Here is an 18,614-nt window from a genome sequence, read left to right as displayed (position 1 = left end):
GGAAGGAATACTTTGAATATCCTTAAATTAAAGTTTAATGTCAAACTAAGGACTAGCAAATAAATGAAAGTAGATTGGTTAATTGTTGGAGCAGGATACTCAGCCTGTGTGCTAGCTGAAAGGATCGCGAGTCAACTAGCACAACGAGTTCTTATTGTAGAACGGCGAGATCACATTGGTGGTAACGCCTACGATTACTACAACGAGCATGGTATTTTAGTACATAAATATGGCCCCCATATTTTCCATACCAAATCCAAAAAAATTTGGGACTACTTATCGCAATTTACCGAGTGGAGACACTACTTTCACCATGTACTTGGTGTAGTAGAAGGGAAAAAGGTTCCCATACCATTCAATTTGAATTCACTCTACGCACTTTTTCCTCCTCGCTACGCAGAAAAACTAGAAGAACAGCTTCTAGAACATTTTGGTTTTGGAGTCAAAGTTCCAATTCTTAAACTGCGTGAAAGCGCTAGTGGAGATCTAGAATTTTTAGCTAACTATATCTATGACAACATTTTTCACCGCTACACACTCAAGCAGTGGGAACTAAAACCAGAGGATCTTGACCGTGGAGTAACAGGGCGAGTTCCAGTTTACATAAGCCGAGACAATCGCTACTTCCAAGACCCGTATCAAGCGATGCCAAAGTACGGTTACACCGAAATGTTTCGTCGGATGCTCGCTCATCCTAACATCAAAGTGCTCTTAAACGCGGACTATCGCGAAGTCATTAACGACATTAAATTCAATCGAATGGTTTACACAGGTCCGATTGATACGTTTTTTGACTATATGTATGGTGAGCTACCTTATCGCAGTATCCGCTTTCATTTTGAAACACTAGACCAAGAGTCCTATCAGGAAGTAGGCACAGTCAACTATCCTAATGAATACGATATTACTCGTATAACCGAACAAAAGTATTTATCAGGACAGACTTTACCTAAAACTACATTGGTAATGGAGTATCCCCAAGCCTATTTACCAGGTAAAAACGACCCTTACTATCCAGTTCCGCGAGAGGAAAACCGTGAGCGATACGACCTCTACCTTAAAGAGGTTCAAAACCTCAAAGGTTCCGTCATCTTTGCTGGGCGTTTAGCTGAGTATAAGTACTACGATATGGATCAAGCCGCATTACGGGCTTTAAGCTTGTTCGAGAAAGAAGTAGCGACGGTGTGAAATTTGCCGTCATTCCGACCTTCTCCCCACGCGGAGAGGGTTGGAAATTAAGGACTTATTAAACCCATCTTCTTCGCCATCAAAAGCAACAAACCAAGTTTGGCGAGCGAGAGGTGTACCAGCCATTCTACGAGCTATTGCCAATACAACAGCCGTACCTGATGCATTATCGTTGGCACCAGGGGAACCACTTACTGCGTCGTAATGACCACCTAAAATAACCTTAGGTTGGGTAACACCTTCAAGACGAGCAATGATGTTACGCCCTGTTATAACTTGCTGGTAACAATTTACATTCAAAGTAATATTAAGCGGATTTTGTTTAGCGCGATCAATTAATTTATTACCTTCTGTATCTGCTATTTTTTTATCTAAAACTTCTCTGACTTGGCCTGCTCGGCTTCCTTATGTATTTCGTCCATTTAAAATATAAGCAATATTACCCTATGGGATGTTAAAAGTTTTAGCCTCATCTTCGCTGTTCAGTTTTTCTTCATTATGTAGAGAAGCCTATACTAACCTGAAGGTACAATGTAGGTAGTTCATGCAGACTGCCAAATAAAGTGTTAATCGGCAGCGCTATTGAATTACTCAATTTCCAATAGGTGGAGCAAGTGGTTTTCGCGGAGTTCCACCACCACCAATGGATTTTGGTCCATTGTTCTCAATAATATAAACAGCTGAAAATAGCTTCATAACATCTTGATAGAACTTTCCACTTGTACTGTCAAAACCATAGCCGAAGGTTTTGCCGAACTCCTCAGGAACTCCTTTCTCCACTGCTAAATAATGAGTTTCTGGAGCAGCACTATCAACAACATAAGCACCGTAATCTTGCAAAGCATAAAACAGCTTTTTCGCTGTTGATGTTTGTAATCTGAGACTTGCAAGAGTTACCTTAGGTGGAATAGCCAATAAAGTCCCTTGAACAAGAGCAGGATTTTTTCCATGGTAAAGTTTATCTGCGCCGTTATCGGCGTTGCTTGCAGGCCAACGATATCCAGGAATAGACTTTGAGTAATAAAGGTATCTTTCTCCCCAAAGCAATACTTTTAATGCGTGACGAATAGGCTGGTTATTGGTAAGTTCACCCTTGCGAATAGAACCACCGATAGAAGAAAGACCAGAACCAAAATGTGCCCCACCTCTTCCATCTTTATAAATATCAATATCGGGATAACGGTAACCGTAGAGAGGACCTCCTTTTTGACAGCGAGCTAGAGGTGAAAGCTGGACTAAAGTTTTACCATCAGGCATTAAGAATGCTGAGGCGTTGTTAGGTGTATAGTATGGATGGTTCGTTGCATCTGGAACAATTAAATCATCTGGAACTGGTAGCGAAATTCCCATAGATTGAGTACCCGTACAACGTCCCTGAGCCCAGTTACCAGGACCAAAAACTTGACGTAAAGGATCGCCTTGTTTCAGTTTGTAAAAGTATTCCAAATCTGCTGTAAAGTGGGCTGCTTTTCCAATATGTGCCGGTATGTAGCGCGCACGCGAGCCAATAGGCATATTCCAAATTGATGTAGATGCAAATGGCCAAGTAAACTTGTCTCGCGTTTGTGTTTTAGCAGGAGTTGAAAAAGAGCCTAAAGCAATAGTGAGGACTACAACAACCACAAATATAAGTAGTTGAGATAGCCGCTTCCGGTTTGGTAAAAATGGAAAGATGCTCATGAAAAAAGCCACTTTAATAGTGGTAATTGTGTTGGCAGGTATAACTTATCTCAGAAGAGATTGCTTACTAATCACCTAATAGGATATGAGCGAAAACTTTATTGAATTCTAATTTTTATATCTAAAGTTGTACTTGGCTTGAGTGCTAACAGTTTTTGTTTAGCTGACTTTTGTTTCTCGGAAGCTGTTAATACCTTCGGATATAATTTACACCAAGCCTTGGTTCTAATACCGAAATTAACTATTTAGGTTGTTGAATAACAATATATACTTTTGTGTACTATTATAAAAGAATAAGAACAACCATAACAAAGTAAGTTTAGTAAATTTTAACTAAATTACACGAAAAAACAAAGGAAATGCCACGCGTCGCATTTGTAGAGCTTAAAGGCTGCTATGCGATGGTTTAAAGCATGACCTTTTCTGCAACTAAATGAGGTAAATAAGGGAGTGAATTGGCAAACCCTTACACAACACAACAATCGAGAATACGACCCGGAAGCGATCGCTCGTTACTATAGCTATCGTCCTTGGCTAGCTTGGACGCGAGCACTGATCATTATCTTGAGCTTTGCTTGGTTTATCCTCAGTCTCAAGTTAGACGAATGGCAAAACCAAGTCGAGCAGAACAAGTTGAAACGCGCTACCCAACTACGACAGTTGCTCACTCGTCTTGGACCTACTTTTATTAAAGTAGGTCAGGCTCTATCGACACGACCAGACTTAGTACGCAAAGACTTCCTAGAAGAACTTGTAAAGCTACAAGATCAGTTACCAGCTTTTGATAATCACATCGCATATCAGATTATCGAAACAGAACTAAACCAAAACATCAACGAAATTTTTAGCGATCTGTCGCCGATTCCTGTTGCTGCTGCTAGCTTGGGTCAAGTATACCGTGGTCGTCTCAGAAGCGGCGAAGAAGTCGCAGTGAAAGTACAACGCCCTAACTTACGTCCACTATTAACACTAGATCTTTACCTATTGCGTTGGGCTGCTGGTTGGCTAGCGCCTTGGTTACCGCTCAATCTCGGTCACGATCTGACGCTAATTGTGGATGAGTTTGGCACTAAGTTATTTGAAGAAATTGACTATATTCATGAAGCGCGCAACGCGGAAAAATTTGCTCACAACTTCCGCGACGATGTCAGTGTCAAAGTTCCATTGATTTATTGGAGTTATACCAGTAATCATGTTTTAACCTTAGAGTGGATTAACGGTTTCAAACTTACCGATACAAAAAATATCCGTCACTCCGGTTTAGATCCAGAAGCAATTATCCAGATTGGTGTGACTTCAGGTTTAAAACAGCTATTGGAATATGGTTTTTTCCATGCTGATCCCCATCCAGGCAATTTATTCGCCATGCCCGATGGTCGTATGGCTTATATTGATTTTGGTATGATGGACCAGTTGGATGAAACTACAAAAGAAGCGCTGGTAGATGCGCTTGTACACTTAGTCAACAAAGACTACTGCGATCTCGCTGAAGACTTTGTACGCTTAGGCTTTCTCACACCAGACACAGATATTCGCCCAATTGTACCAGCACTAGAGAAGGTTTTGGGTAATGCGATCGGCAAAAATGTCAGGGATTTCAACTTCAAAACGATTACAGATCAGTTCTCAGAACTGATGTATGATTATCCTTTTCGAGTCCCAGCACAATTTGCTTTAATTATTCGCTCTTTGGTAACACAGGAAGGTATCGCTCTTAGCCTCAACCCAGAGTTTAAAATCGTTGAGGTAAGTTATCCCTATGTAGCAAAGCGTCTCCTCACAGGTGAATCGCCTGAATTGCGGCGACGATTGCTCAATGTGCTATTCAAAGATGGTAAATTTCAGTGGCAGCGTTTAGAGAATTTGATCGCGATCGCTCGAACCGATAGCAACTTTGACGTGCTACCCACAGCACAGTTAGGTTTGCAATATCTACTTTCTAATGAAGGGAAATTTCTCTGGAGGCAGTTGGTACTTGCTTTGACCGAAGATGATAGGCTTCATACTGCAGAAGTTCAACGCTTATGGGATTTGGTTAAAGATGACTTGAAACCAAACCGTTTGTTAAGCGTAGCTATCAGCGTTTTAACAGATCTATCGAAAGAAAGCGCTGCTAGTTTTATCCCAGAACTGTCAAATAATTAGTGGTTATTATTACAATAACCACTAATTAAAAACCCTTCAGTATTTCCTTCCTGTCAGACAAACTCCCCCCTGCAAGGCTTAGGCGAGTCCCCTACAGCAAGGCTTCCTTCTTCAAGCCCCTCTCACCAACTAACAAATAAAAATCAAGAGTTTCATGTACTATTATCCTTTACAACCACCGTATATTCTTCTAGCTATAGGAATATTTGCAGCACTAACCTCTGGTGTAGCTTTCGCCGGAACCTTGAAATTAATTGTGGAGAAATGGCAAAAAGACGGCGCAGAAAAGAATTCTAGTTCTCGTTTGTCAAGTACCCAATTACTCATACCATTCTTGGGAATAACTCTTGGTATCGGGTTGTTTCTGTGTTCTGGTTTTGAAATATTTGGTTTTCCGCCCTTACTCGCATATGCAGTTGGTTTACCTGTTGCTCTTTTGACTTCTTTATTAGTTTGGTTTCAGTTAAAAAGTATGCTAGTTTTTGTCGAACGTAAAGGAATGCGCTCTTTAAATCTAGATCTTTAAAGTCAGTTGTAACTCCTTACTTACATCTTGCTCGCCTGCCATCAATCGCACACGAGCAGGATAATAGCCTGACATTTTTAAAGTTGTTTTAACTGATAATCCTAATGACTTTAGCCAACAGGCTAATGTTGTAGCTTTTAGACATCGACAACAGGGCATTTTATGTTACCACGATAAAAGATTTGTGATTGCCAAAGCTTTGTCCATATTTAATTTCTGCATATTCATAGATGCAGATATGCTAATACTGGCACCTATACCAGTAGATATGGATTTTAAATTTTATTATCGATAAGGGAATTTGAAACAGACTAGTTGTAAAAAAAATTAAGATCTTTTAATGCCATTAATTTAGCGAAGTTTAAACGGTAATGATAAGCAAACCTCATTTTCCATTTATCCAAAAATGCTTGCTGATAGCTAAGTAGAGAAGCATCTATGTGTTTAGTGACTTGTTTAATTGCCTGCCAAGCATCACTATCATTATTAATAGTCCACCCCACTTTAGCTGCTGCTAAGCCTATAGTATTCCCTTCCCCAGCGTGAATACCTTTTAATTCCAAGTAACGCCCAATCTTTCCCCACAGATTGAAAAACTCTATTTCTTTACCTTGATCTTTAGCAACAACAAATAAAGATTCCCCAATATAGGTAGTATTCTCTAAAGATATATTTAACTTTGAGGCTACATTTCTTATAGAGTCTAACCTTTCTGGAGAATATTTATTTACATGTTCAAGCAAATTCTCACAGTGATTTGTCGTGATTCCTGGAGCCCATTTGAGCGCATTCGGGACTCCGTCTAAGATTCTTGTATCTGCATCAATAAAAATTGCAGCACTAAAGTCCGACAGCGCTTTGGCTAACACAAAACGTTTATCGTTAAAACAAGTGAGAATACCTTGTTGTTTGTATTTATAAGCTAAAACATTAGCGTTACTACTAAAATGTTCTGGCTCATCACTGTAAACTAATAGAACAACACCAGGGAAATTTTTTTCTAAATCTTTTGCTAATTCCTGCGCAAAAAGACAATATCTTGTTCCTAAAGCTAATGTGCAGAAGCAATAATTTTTTGGTTCTTGATTAATAAATTGTTGCATTAATTTTAGACAGACGCTAGCAAGTACTCTGGATTTTACAAATCTACTCACACAGACAAGCTAGCGTCAAGTTATTACTGTATTAGGGGTAGGGTAACCAGGGGAGAAAAAATTACATCGGTAATTTTACACTTGTGTTGGGAGTAGCACTGAAGTCAAACTTCGACTTTGTAATTAAGCTGATGTTCATCTCCAGGTAAACCTCGAAAACCCCAATTATGTTTTGGAGTTTCAAAAATTGTGATCTCCAAATCTTGTTTTGAAATTCCAAGTGACTGAACTCGCTCAAACAATAAGCGTATTAACTGCTTTTTTGCCTCAACACTACGTCCTTCAAACATACTTAGTTCAATGATAGTGTAACGCTCAGTCCGTCCAGCCGGATAGAAAAAATCACTTGGATGAAGCGGAAAAAACCTGTGCGCACGTTTATCTGCTGGGTACTGTAGTGCTTCCATCACGCAGGAATGAATAACATCAGACAGTTGCTGCTTGATCGGCTCAAGGTGGTCTTTGAGAGCATAAATTTTGACTTGTGCCATACTGAAGATGATTTATCTATGCCGACCTACTCATAACACAGGCAAAAGTTTTTTTTAAAACTTTTGCCTAAAGTTTTCCCTATTCCTATCTATGCGCTATTGCACCATCTCTGAGGATGTTTGTGCTACTTGTTGGGGTTGGGGTTGAAACATGAATAGGGAGTATACCACATCTCGGCGGATATTGGTCATCATATCCAAGAATAGTTCGTATCCCTCGCTCTTGTATTCAATTAGAGGATCTTTTTGACCATAGCCCCGCAGTCCTACAGATTCACGCAAAGCGTCCATTTGTTGCAAGTGTTCCCGCCAGAGGGTATCAATTCGCTGCAAAATAAAGAAACGCTCTGCTTGCCGCATTAGTCCTGGTGTAATTTGATCAATTTGTGCTTCTTTAAGATCGTAGGCAATTCTTACTTGTTCATGCAAAAAGGCTTTGAGCTCGGTAACCTGCATATCATCTAATTGGTTGGGTTGTAAGTCCGCTAGCAGATAAACGAACTCTTTGACTTTCTCAACCAGCTTTTCTAAATCCCATTCTTCAGGTGGTAATTCTGGGTTGATGTAGTAGTTAACGATATCATCCATCGTTTTCTCGGCGTACTTAATCACCTGTTCTTTTAGATCTTGCCCTTCTAGCACTCGACGGCGTTCGGCGTAGATCGCGCGACGCTGATTGTTCATCACCTCGTCGTATTCAAAGACTTGCTTACGGATATCGTAATAGTAAGTTTCGACTTTTTTCTGAGCGCCTTCCAAACTGCGAGTCAGCATCCCAGATTCAATAGGCATATCTTCTTCAACGTTGAAGGCGTCCATTAAACGGGCTACGCGATCGCCTCCAAAAATCCTGAGCAAGTTATCCTCTAAACTCAGGAAAAATCTAGTTGAACCAGGATCCCCTTGGCGTCCTGCGCGTCCACGTAACTGGTTGTCAATTCGCCGTGATTCGTGACGTTCTGTACCAATCACGTGCAATCCACCTAGCCCTACTACCTCATCGTGTTCCTGTTGGGTGAACTGTTCGTACTCCTGCTTAACACGGTTATAGGCTTCCCGCAATTTCTGGATAACAGGATCTTCTGTAGGAGCTTTTTCTGCCGCCACAGCCACTTTATCTTCTGCTTCCAGTTCTGGTAAACTGCGCTCACCATATTGCCGCACAGCCAATTCCACTGCTGCTTTAAGCAGCTGTTCTGTTTCTTTAGAAAGTTGAATAGGGAAAACCTGGGGTGAAGCCTTCCAAGTTTTTACTTTTTTACCAGGAACAAAACCTTGACCGCTACCACTTCCTACAGGTAAACCAGCCGCCCTGTGAATCCCAAAAGTATCTTCATCTTCTGGTTTGACGATCCGAGGCATAAAGTATTCCCGTAGCTTTAGACGCGCCATGTATTCGGAGTTACCACCCAAGATAATGTCAGTACCCCTACCAGCCATGTTTGTAGCAATAGTAAGAGCACCTTTACGTCCAGCTTGGGCTACAATTTCCGCTTCACGTTCTACGTTTTCCGGTCTAGCATTAAGTAACTCGTGGGGAATCCTCTGCTGCTTAAGTAGCTGGCTAAGAAGTTCTGATTTTTCCACACTAGTCGTTCCCACCAACACTGGTCTACCGGCGTTGTGCATTTCGGCACATTCTTTTGCGATCGCCTGCCATTTACCCTGCTCTGTTTTAAACACCATATCAGACCAGTCTTGACGGCTTCTGGGTCTATTGGTAGGAATTATAGTTACTTCGAGTTTGTAGATTTTTTCAAACTCCGCTTCTTCTGTTTTTGCCGTTCCTGTCATTCCACCGAGTTTAGGATACAGCAAGAACAAGTTTTGATAAGTAATTGTTGCTAGGGTTTGAGTTTCTGGTTGAATTTCTACCCGTTCTTTTGCTTCTATTGCTTGATGGAGTCCATCACTCCAGCGTCTTCCTGGCAGAACCCTTCCAGTGAATTCGTCTACAATTACTACTTCGCCATTACGAACAATATAGTTTACGTCCTTGAGGAATAGTTCTTTTGCTTTAATGGCGTTAAAAACAAAGTGCGCCCAAGGATCTTCTGGGTCAAATAAATCTTTAACTTTTAACAGCTGTTCTGCTTCAGCAAAGCCCTCATCAGTCAATAGCACGTTACGAGCTTTTTCATCGACTTCGTAATGCTCATCTTTCTTAAGTGATGATGCTATTTGGGAAGCTTGTATGTATTTTTCCGTTGGGCGTTCTACCTGTCCTGAAATAATCAGCGGTGTCCGTGCCTCATCAATTAAAATTGAGTCTACCTCGTCAATCACACAGTAGTTGAATGGGCGTTGCACAACATCTTCCATTGATGTTGCCATGTTATCGCGTAAGTAGTCAAAACCCACCTCGCTATTTGTGACATAGGTAATATCACAGTTATAGTTTTTCTGGCGTTCCTTTGGCGTCATACTTTGCTGAATCAGACCGACGCTTAACCCCAGAAAGCGATGCACCTGCCCCATCCATTCCGCGTCTCGACGAGCCAGGTAATCGTTCACTGTAACTACATGTACACCTTTACCACTTAGAGCATTCAAATAGCTGGGTAAGGTAGCAACTAGGGTTTTGCCCTCACCGGTTTTCATTTCAGCAATTTGCCCGGTGTGCAGGATAACACCACCTAAAAGTTGAACATCAAAGTGCCTTAACCCCAACACTCGCCGTCCAGCTTCCCTTACGACAGCAAAAGCTTCGCTCAGGATATCGTCTAGGGTTTCACCTTTGCTGAGACGCTGCTTAAACTCTGCTGTTTTGCCCTTTAACTCGTCATCCGAAAGGGCTTTAATATCTTCCTCTAAGAGGCTAATCTCTGTAATAAAATGTTGGTATTTTTTCAGTTTCCGAGCGTTGGGGTCGCCCAACAAAGTTTTTAGCATGGCAGGTTATTTAACAGAATTAAGGGGGATAAGAATTATAGGTTTGGCATTACATGATCAGCGCTTAACCCAACCAAACCTTGTTGTTGTGGATAGCCTGTAAATGAGAATTGGCTCAAAAACAGAGAATAAGACGAGCCACTAGTTTACTAAATGATTGTTTTTATCTGTTAGTTTTATTTAGACTGTCTTCATAGTATCATTTCACCCCCATGTGGAGCAGCGAACCTTAACCATCAACAGGTAGAGATCGCCGAAGGGTTAACAGGGTTGGGTGAACGCCCGACAGGAAGAGGGGGTGAGTACAACATTCAAAAGTTAAAATTCTTTTAAAATTATGGCGAATTCTCCCACTCACTCGTTAGGCTACGGAAGTTAAACTGTGCAGCGCTCGGATGACAGCTAACACAGCTGCCTATTTGCACGGGACGTGGTAGTTTGACTTTAGGATGCAGAGCTTTAAAATAGCGTGAATCGTTGACGCGGTAGGGTGTTCCGTCCTCCTTTAATTGAGTACGAGAGAAATTTACCAGATACCTCCACACAAGAGCGCGGGGTGGATCAATTAATGGCTTTAACTGCACACCATAGTGCTGCGAGTCTTCCAAAAGGTTTTTCCAAGTTTGGGTTGGCAAAACCGCCGGTGGTAAAGCAATATGACAACTAGAGCAGTTTTCCAAATACAGATCTTGCCCTAGCTTATACTGTGCTGGCACTACGTCAACAGTACCAATTTCGTTTGATGGTGCAGCAGCTTGAACGTTATTTGTCAATGCTAACAGCCAGCCCATAGCCAGACTCCAAGCCAGGATCACCAAAAATAACCCAATCGGCTTTCGCCTGAGTTTTCGTTCAGAAAATTTGCGCGTAACAATATTTAACATTCCTCACACCAAGTAAAGGGGGAGCAGAGTAGGAAAAAAGACAAATCTTACCCAGTTTTGACTTTTGACTTTTGAATGCGTGACTTTTGACTTCCCCGCAGGGGTGCCCAATCCTCTATTTCCTTTTGATTACCTGCAAAAGCTGGTTTCCACCTTGCTGAAATTCATAAGGAACATTTTTGATTTTAACCCCATAACCTCGTGCGTCTAATTCTTGTATCACAGGTTCCAAGAAAGGTGAAGTTTCTCCAGTCATATTGACCAACAAAGGAAAAATACGTACTTCATTTGCTACGCGACACATTTCAGTAATTGCAGCTAAATGAAATTCTAATGATAGTTGGTCCGAGTAAGTAAACAATAAATTAGAACACAGTGCTAAATCAAATCGCCCCGAGTTAAAAGACAATGTTGGAAGAGCTTCCTGCTTGTAACGCCCTTGCTGAAGTCCTAAAGAAAAATCCGTTACAAACTGCTGCATTGCTGCCATCCGAGTTTCAACCAAGTGTTGAGGAGACTGATAAATTTTCCAGACGAATTTGTGCCGATTTGCTTCAACACCCTGTAGCATTACAGGGCAAGTTTCTTCAATACGACTGGCAATTTCATCTGCTGAAAACTGGTATATTGGGTCGCAAGAGATAACATTGTATCCTAGCTTGGTCATTTCAGCGTTAAAACTCGCAGGACCACTTGCACAGTCAATAATCTTGGACTGTAGATCATTAACTGTGAGATTAAACATTTGGATGTATTCTTCAAGCGATCGCCCCCACGGAAAAATTTGCTCTAGCCGTAACCCCATATAGAATTAAATTTGTCTCTCATTGACGACTCTCCCTCCTAAAGGAGCGTCCAGTCTTTCACACAGTAACATCTAGTAGAGGGTTCTTACTCGAACCGTTCCAGATTGCTATCCGAGCTAGGGCAGTCAATTGCCCTCTACACACTCCACTAAGATCAAGATCCAGTATCGTGCTTACTTTCTTGAGGATGTTGGCAGCTGCGTTAGCATCTGCATTGATGTACCAGTTTTTTGCTCCCGTACGGTACAGTCCTCTATGTACTCGCCTGCCCGATGCTTCCCATCCTACGGGTTTTTCACCGTGTTTCGGAAGGGTGTCATTATCAAAGAACGATGCTTTTGATGTGTACGCCTCGTCAGTTTCAATGAACTGGATACCGTAAAAATCGCACAGTTGCTTTATCCTGTCCTTGAGTCTGGCTGTGGGAATGGAGACGAAAGATTGATTGCTTTTCCTCCCCATCCCTGATGCTTGCTTCTGTCCAACGTTCCAACCGAAAACTATGGGAAAAAATTAATAGAATCGCTGATAGCCAGAGTATTAGTGCTAGTGAATTAATTGAAAGGTGGGCGCGTGAATTAGAATGAATAAAGCCGTCCTACAAGGACGGGGTTTTAAACCCAGTGATTTTGATAAAGTGAGTAGAGGATCTCTTGAGCAGGGGGAGCAGGGGAAGAATTGAGTGAATTCCTCTGTACCCAATCCCCAATCCCCAATCCCCAATCCCCAGTACCCAATCCCCTATCCCCCAAAAAAAGCTCTCGCAGCATTACAATCTTGATAAATTTGGGTTTTGAGGGCTTCTAGCGAAGGGAATTTTTGCTCAGGACGTAAAAATTTTTCCAGTTGTACAATCAACTTTTTGCAATACAAGTCACCAGTCCAATCTAGTAAATGGACTTCTACAGATGTATAAGTACCATTGACTGTTGGACGACAGCCAATGTTCATGACTCCGAGATAGTCAGCGGCAGTAACATCTGATGCCTCGCCCAAGTTCTTCACACGCACAGCATAAACACCTAACCGAGGCAAAAATTTTTGTTTTGGTACATGCAAGTTAGCGGTAGGAAAACCAATAGTCCTGCCTAGTTGTTGACCTTTTATAACAGGACCAACTAGATTGTAAGGACGCCCTAGGAGTTGGTTTGCTTGTTCAACTTCACCACGCTCAAGATGTTGACGAATCAGCGAACTGCTAATTCGTTCATAGGAACTATGTATAGATAACTCCTCTGAACAAACTTGTAAGGGAACAATAATTACAGGGATATCGTAGCGCGCGGCAATCGATTGTAAATCTTTGGCCGTTCCACTACGATTGCTCCCAAAACGAAAATCTTGCCCCACACTAATTTTGCGACATTGCAGTTGTTGCACCAGAATTTTTTCTACAAACTCTTCAGGGGTTAAAGCACATAATTCTTTATCAAAGGGCAACAGTACTAATTGTTCTACCCCAAGCGATCGCATTTGTTGGCTTTTTTCATCCACTGGTGTTAACAAAGTGTGAGTTTTTCCTGTAAAAAACTCTTGAGGGTGGGGGTTAAAAGTAACAACCGTTGAGTAAATATATTCAGTCGATGAGGCGATAGCTGGGGGTATAGTGTTCTCTACTTGGTTGATATTAGGCAAAGACAAAGAATATCTTGCCGAAAAATCTCCCTGCTCAATCGACTGTTCCCTCAAGTCTGTAACCTGTTTTGGCAGGATATTTTTTTGAGGAAAACCTCCAATAGCAGGCTTTTTCTCCAGGCGACTGCTGTCATATTGTTCCTGCTGTTCGACCTTTTCGTTATTTTCTTCTTGTAATTTGAGAATTGGTTCAATGACGCGTTGATGACCACGATGTACACCATCGAATTTGCCAAGAGCAATAACAGTTGGAGTTAAAGCCAATTCGGTCGAAGAAGTAACCCACACAGAACACCCGTTTTGAGACAGATTTTGGAACACACCGATTTTTTGGGATTTGAGTTTTGTTCAGCTATTTATCAGCTTAGCTCAACCCATTTTTTCAAAAATTCAAGTTACTTGAATCTTAGCCGTTCTTTTAGTTTTGTTTTTAGTTTAAAGCATATTGGCTCTTAATGTTTTTAAGCTGAGGAGCGGTCAAGTATAGAAACCGACTCCGAATAGGAAGCTTGTGTTGATATTTCAAGTGTCATTCCCTCACGTGCCATGATCGCGCCAGAAAATTTCTCAGATGCTTGTTCTCCTACACTGTCTAAAAAGTCGTCGTTGTGAGATGGGTCATGGTGAAAAATTACCAAAGTTTTGACATTAGCTGCTTTGGCTACCTTCACAGCTTCTTGCCATGTAGAATGGCCCCAACCAATTTTAGGCTTACTTGGCAAATGATACTCCTCATTGGTGTACGTAGAATCGTAAATGAGGACGTCAGCATCACGAGCCAGCCACAAGACGTTTTCATCGAGTCTGTCTGGAAAATGCTCAGTATCAGTAATGTAGACAGCCGCAGCGCCAAGCCAGTTAACTCTATATCCTACCGCCTCACCAGGATGATTGAGCTGTGCAGTTTCTACGATTATATCATTGATTTGTATAGGTTCCCCTGGAGTGACATCAAAGAAATCTAAATCTGCTTGCATAATTTGCAAGGGCACAGGAAAATTCGGATGCAGCATCTGGTCATTAAGGCGCTGTTCTACGGTCGAACCATCAGGCGCGATCGCGCCGTAAATATGAAAAGTGTTTCCCTTGATAAACCCTGGAGTAAAGAAGGGAAAACCTTGCATATGATCCCAGTGGGAGTGGGTGAAGAAAATATGAGCTTCTACTGGCATCTTGGACAGCAAAGATTGTCCTAAAACGTGCAGTCCTGTTCCACCGTCGAAAATTAAGCGTTTGCTGCCCACTTGCATTTCAACACAAGGGGTATTCCCTCCATAACGGACGGTGTGTGGTCCCGGGCAAGGTATACTGCCGCGAACGCCCCAAAAATGCACAGAAAATTGGTTCTCTATCCTAAACATGAATATGGCTAGCGGGACTGAGTGGGCGATCAATCAAAAAAATATCACTTATTCTGTTAAGTTTATGCTGTCTTACCAATCTTTGGTAGACGGAATGTTTAGTAATAAAACAGCATATTGTTTTTAAGGCTAGCTTTGCTTTCGGATTAGTCGGGTTTTGACTCAAATTAGCCTCAATGCTTCTTTGCTTATCTTTTGTGGTTATATTCAAAGACGTTCCTACTTTATAACCTAAATTTTGCTGTGATGCATTTTACGCTCATATCAAGAAAAGTCGAATTTCCACTTAGATAATTCTGTTAGTCCATTGGCATAGGTGAGATTGTATTGCAACGGTGTTATACTGATGTAGTTTTTACGTACAACATGTACGTCAATCGGCAGATTTGGATTTAAATTTAAACCTGGTGGCGGTTCAACATCTTCCTGAACTTCTCCGGTTAACCAATAGTAAGTTTTACCCCGTGGATCGACTCGCTTGTCAAAAACATCAACATAACGACGCACTCCTTGACGGGTGATAAGGACTCCTGCTATTTCTGCCGACTCAACAGCGGGAACGTTTATGTTAAGCAACATCAGATCTGGCAGAGGTGTTTGGTTCAGTTGGGCTACTATATTTTTTGCAAAAATGGCAGCAGGCTGAAAGTTCTTAGAAGAGAAACTTGTAAGACTTAGAGCAATACTTGGAATACCTTCAATTACACCCTCCATCGCAGCAGAAACAGTACCAGAATAAAGAATTTCGGTTCCCAAATTAGCACCTTGATTAATGCCAGAAAGGACTAAATCAGGAGGAGAGTCTAGCAAAGCCCATAGTGCTAATTTCACACAATCAGAGGGAGTACCATCGCAAGCCCAGGCTTTGATAGCGGGATGAAAAACCGATTCGATGATTTCAGCACGGATTGGTTGGTGTAGTGTTAACCCATGACCAGTTGCAGACCGTTCGCGATCTGGGCAAACTACAGTAACATCATGACCTGCTTCTGCTAAGGTATTGGCTAGAGTACGTATACCTAGAGCAAATATCCCATCATCATTGCTAATTAGTAATTTCATAACCCTTAGTTGTTGCTCATTTAGTCATTTGTGATTTGTTATTTATTATTTGTCAATGTCATCAGTCACAAACAAAAAAGGAAGAAATAGGGTTAGGTAAACAGTTGTCTGGTGCCATACCATGGTCTACAACACCATTGACTCCCCTTTATTGGAGTGTCGCATAACAAATAACTTCTAAACTAGTAAGTAGGGAGGAGAAGCTCCGCGCTATATTACTTTTAAGGCAGCACCCTGCTCTTAGAGAGACGGGAATCGTGTTACACGGTTTCCAAACGTATCGTAATATTTACACGACTAATGCTTAATGACTAATGACTAACAATTTAGAGACTCAACTTTTAGCATTGCAGGAACAAGGAGAAAAAGCGATCGCCACAGCCGATACGCTAGAACGCCTAGAAGAACTTAAAGTAAGCTACCTGGGTAAAAAGGGTCAGTTAGGGGTGCTGTTACGCAGTATGGGTCAGCTAAGTGAGCAAGAACGACCAATAATTGGAGCTATTGCCAATACAGTCAAGGAAGCTTTACAAAATAGCCTAGAACGGCAACGCGCAGCTTTAGAATCGGCTGAAATTGAGGCACAGCTTAAAGCTGAAACTCTAGATGTTACAATGCCGGGAATTTATCGCCCCCAAGGTCGTATTCATCCCCTAAACGGGATAATAGATCGCGCCTTGGATATCTTTGTTGGTATGGGATATACCGTGGCAAGTGGTCCAGAGATGGAAACAGATTACTACAACTTCGAGGCACTGAACACTCCACCTGACCACCCAGCCCGTGACATGCAGGATACCTTCTACCTATCAGACGGAAATTTACTGCGGACTCATACCTCGTCAGTGCAAATTCGTTATATGGAAACCGAGGAACCGCCCATTCGGATTGTTGCCCCAGGAAGGGTGTATCGAAGAGATAACGTAGATGCAACCCACGCAGCAGTTTTCCATCAGATTGAACTTTTAGCAGTTGACGAGGATCTGACTTTTACGGATCTCAAAGGCACTGTGAAAGTGTTTTTACAAGCGATGTTTGGTGATGTACCTATTCGCTTCCGTGCTAGTTACTTCCCATTCACCGAACCCTCTGCTGAAGTAGATTTGCAGTGGAATGGTCGCTGGCTGGAAGTTATGGGCTGCGGTATGGTTGACCCCAATGTGTTGAAAGCAGTGGGCTACGATCCAGAAGTTTATAAAGGCTTTGCCGCTGGATTTGGCGTAGAACGCTTTGCAATGGTACTACATGAATTAGATGATATTCGCCGCGTGTATGCCAGTGACTTGCGCTTTTTACGGCAATTTTAACTGTTACGTCGGCAATTATCACAATGCCGACAACGCCAACTAGCAGCTTCTTTATCAAAACCAAAAGCGTTTAACAAAAACTGCCAACGGCATTGTCTGGTCGTGAGATAATGATTCATCTGCTTGGCTGAAGCTAATTCTCTTGGTGGCTGGTTTCGTGTACCAGGAATAATACTGTAATGGAAAGGGTCAAGCCAGTGTAATTGACCAGCACTATGCAGTAGAGAAAGGGCGATCGCACCATCAGGAAATTTTTTTTCCACTGCATTAACCTCTCCCTGCTGTGGCAGTTTTTTTACTAACTGTTGTGCAGAAAGATGTAGCGATCGCACCCGCTCTTCAAAAAACCGTCGTCTTTGCTTGTCTTCTGGATCTAACCATCCAGTGGGTTCACTCATCAATGTCAGTGTGTCTGCGGGTTTCCCATCCCGCCCAGCGCGTCCAATTTCCTGTACATACTCAGATAGCAGTAATGGCGCATGAAAGTGTATTACCCAACGAACATCTGGCTTGTTTATCCCCATCCCGAAAGCTGAAGTGCAGACAACAAAAGGGATTTTTCCGCTAAGCCAGCTAGCTTCTACAGCGCGGCGTTCCTCTGCTAAAAGTCCTGCATGATAGCCCTCTGTTGCCAGACCATTCTGTCTCAGCCATTCAGCTAAATTCTCGCTATCTCGTCTTGTCCTAACGTAAACTAACCCGGTTTGTTTTGCTCGATTTTGAATAAATTTTAATACTTGTTGCTTTCTTCCTCGCGGTGTCCATGCTATACGAACACTGAGATTAAGATTAGAACGGTAAGGGTTAATATGAAAAATTGCTGGTTCTTGTAATTGTAAAGTCTCTTTTATTATTCTTTGTCCAGCAGGGTCAGCAGTAGCGGTAAAAGCAGCTAGCGCTATCTTTGTTCCTGGCGGCTTTGATTTTAGAAGTGCTGGTCTTACAGATCCTAATCTTCTATAAGTCGGTCTAAATGTGTCTCCCCATTGTACCAGACAATGCGCCTCATCTAAAATCAAACCATTAATAACAAGTCGGGGCTGAGACAACAGATTCCAGACTGGCTCACTTAATAAAGTTTCCGGCGACAAGTACAATAATCTCAGTTGTTGTCTATTCAAAGCTTGCAAAGTTTGTCTTCGCTGAAAGGAAGGCAATTCGCTGTGTAAAAGAGCCGCTGATAATTTGAGACTGCGTAGTTCCTGTACTTGGTTTTCCATCAACGCTACCAAGGGCGAAACCACTAAAGTTAATCCAGTTTGCAGCAGTGCTGGAAGTTGAAAGCAAATAGACTTTCCCCCACCAGTAGGCATAATAATTAGGGCGTCTTTTTTTGCTAATAAAGTTTCAATAATTTCACCCTGCGGCGGACGAAAATCTTTATATCCCCAAATTTTTTGAAAAGTAGCGCGGACATCATCCCAAGATATTGTGGACGATTGATTCATAAAAAAAGTAGATAGAGAAGTCAGGAATCAGAAGT

16 protein-coding genes are annotated in these 18,614 nt (G+C 41.9%); 4 read left to right on the top strand and 12 right to left on the bottom strand.

The window, feature by feature from the left end; translation table 11 throughout:
- Nucleotides 1-63 precede the first annotated feature (63 nt).
- Nucleotides 64-1,188, top strand: a complete 1,125-nt coding sequence (gene glf, locus G4P69_RS19780; protein WP_208339789.1) for a UDP-galactopyranose mutase — start codon at nucleotides 64-66, stop codon at nucleotides 1,186-1,188.
- Nucleotides 1,189-1,197: 9 nt separating this feature from the next.
- Here the strand turns inward: glf and G4P69_RS19775 are convergent, their stop codons facing one another.
- Together G4P69_RS19775 and G4P69_RS19770 are read right to left on the bottom strand one after the other, a co-directional pair.
- Complete coding sequence (locus G4P69_RS19775) at nucleotides 1,198-1,488, bottom strand: M28 family metallopeptidase (RefSeq protein ID WP_243902188.1); 291 nt, start codon at nucleotides 1,486-1,488, stop codon at nucleotides 1,198-1,200.
- Nucleotides 1,489-1,779: 291 nt separating this feature from the next.
- The gene (locus tag G4P69_RS19770) at nucleotides 1,780-2,868 is read right to left on the bottom strand and encodes a hypothetical protein (RefSeq protein WP_208339790.1); all 1,089 of its coding nucleotides are present in this window, start codon (nucleotides 2,866-2,868) and stop codon (nucleotides 1,780-1,782) included.
- 450 nt (nucleotides 2,869-3,318) lie between these two features.
- On the opposite strand from G4P69_RS19770, the gene G4P69_RS19765 reads away from it, so the two are divergent.
- Together G4P69_RS19765 and G4P69_RS19760 are read left to right on the top strand one after the other, a co-directional pair.
- The gene (locus G4P69_RS19765) at nucleotides 3,319-5,013 is read left to right on the top strand and encodes an ABC1 kinase family protein (protein WP_208339791.1); all 1,695 of its coding nucleotides are present in this window, start codon (nucleotides 3,319-3,321) and stop codon (nucleotides 5,011-5,013) included.
- Nucleotides 5,014-5,167: 154 nt separating this feature from the next.
- Nucleotides 5,168-5,539, top strand: a complete 372-nt coding sequence (locus tag G4P69_RS19760) for a hypothetical protein (RefSeq protein ID WP_208339792.1) — start codon at nucleotides 5,168-5,170, stop codon at nucleotides 5,537-5,539.
- A 311-nt stretch (nucleotides 5,540-5,850) separates the two neighbouring features.
- Here G4P69_RS19760 and G4P69_RS19755 read toward each other — a convergent pair whose 3' ends face one another.
- From G4P69_RS19755 to surE, 9 genes are all read right to left on the bottom strand, one after another.
- Nucleotides 5,851-6,642: a hypothetical protein gene (locus G4P69_RS19755; RefSeq protein WP_243902189.1), complete on the bottom strand. Its 792-nt coding sequence runs from the start codon at nucleotides 6,640-6,642 to the stop codon at nucleotides 5,851-5,853.
- Nucleotides 6,643-6,797: 155 nt separating this feature from the next.
- Nucleotides 6,798-7,184, bottom strand: coding sequence for a tautomerase family protein (locus G4P69_RS19750; RefSeq protein WP_208339793.1), 387 nt, complete (start codon nucleotides 7,182-7,184; stop codon nucleotides 6,798-6,800).
- Nucleotides 7,185-7,280: 96 nt separating this feature from the next.
- Nucleotides 7,281-10,076, bottom strand: coding sequence for a preprotein translocase subunit SecA (gene secA, locus G4P69_RS19745; RefSeq protein ID WP_208339794.1), 2,796 nt, complete (start codon nucleotides 10,074-10,076; stop codon nucleotides 7,281-7,283).
- A 335-nt stretch (nucleotides 10,077-10,411) separates the two neighbouring features.
- Entirely contained in the window at nucleotides 10,412-10,960 is a 549-nt protein-coding gene (locus G4P69_RS19740) for a diheme cytochrome c (protein WP_208339795.1), read from the bottom strand.
- Nucleotides 10,961-11,075: 115 nt separating this feature from the next.
- Nucleotides 11,076-11,765 (bottom strand): SAM-dependent methyltransferase, encoded by a 690-nt coding sequence (locus G4P69_RS19735; protein WP_208339796.1) that lies wholly within the window; start codon nucleotides 11,763-11,765, stop codon nucleotides 11,076-11,078.
- A gap of 58 nt (nucleotides 11,766-11,823) precedes the next feature.
- On the bottom strand, nucleotides 11,824-12,228 hold the full coding sequence (locus G4P69_RS19730) for a zinc ribbon domain-containing protein (RefSeq protein WP_208339797.1): 405 nt from the start codon (nucleotides 12,226-12,228) through the stop codon (nucleotides 11,824-11,826).
- Nucleotides 12,229-12,507: 279 nt separating this feature from the next.
- On the bottom strand, nucleotides 12,508-13,722 hold the full coding sequence (locus G4P69_RS19725; protein ID WP_390692631.1) for a bifunctional riboflavin kinase/FAD synthetase: 1,215 nt from the start codon (nucleotides 13,720-13,722) through the stop codon (nucleotides 12,508-12,510).
- Nucleotides 13,723-13,862: 140 nt separating this feature from the next.
- Nucleotides 13,863-14,762, bottom strand: a complete 900-nt coding sequence (locus G4P69_RS19720) for an MBL fold metallo-hydrolase (RefSeq protein ID WP_208339798.1) — start codon at nucleotides 14,760-14,762, stop codon at nucleotides 13,863-13,865.
- 264 nt (nucleotides 14,763-15,026) lie between these two features.
- Nucleotides 15,027-15,824, bottom strand: coding sequence for a 5'/3'-nucleotidase SurE (gene surE / locus G4P69_RS19715; protein ID WP_208339799.1), 798 nt, complete (start codon nucleotides 15,822-15,824; stop codon nucleotides 15,027-15,029).
- A gap of 314 nt (nucleotides 15,825-16,138) precedes the next feature.
- Between surE and pheS the strand changes: the two genes are divergently transcribed.
- Nucleotides 16,139-17,131: a phenylalanine--tRNA ligase subunit alpha gene (gene pheS, locus G4P69_RS19710; protein ID WP_208339800.1), complete on the top strand. Its 993-nt coding sequence runs from the start codon at nucleotides 16,139-16,141 to the stop codon at nucleotides 17,129-17,131.
- On the opposite strand, the gene G4P69_RS19705 is transcribed toward pheS, so the two are convergent.
- Nucleotides 17,128-18,579, bottom strand: coding sequence for a RecQ family ATP-dependent DNA helicase (locus G4P69_RS19705; RefSeq protein ID WP_208339801.1), 1,452 nt, complete (start codon nucleotides 18,577-18,579; stop codon nucleotides 17,128-17,130). The two genes, pheS and G4P69_RS19705, sit on opposite strands and share 4 nt — an antisense overlap.
- Nucleotides 18,580-18,614: the final 35 nt, after the last annotated feature.

Origin of the sequence: Aetokthonos hydrillicola CCALA 1050, from assembly GCF_017591665.1 — a bacterium.
Taxonomy (GTDB): domain Bacteria; phylum Cyanobacteriota; class Cyanobacteriia; order Cyanobacteriales; family Nostocaceae; genus Aetokthonos; species Aetokthonos hydrillicola.
Note: the sequence above shows the minus strand (reverse complement) of the source record. Positions and strands in the feature narration are given on the sequence as shown.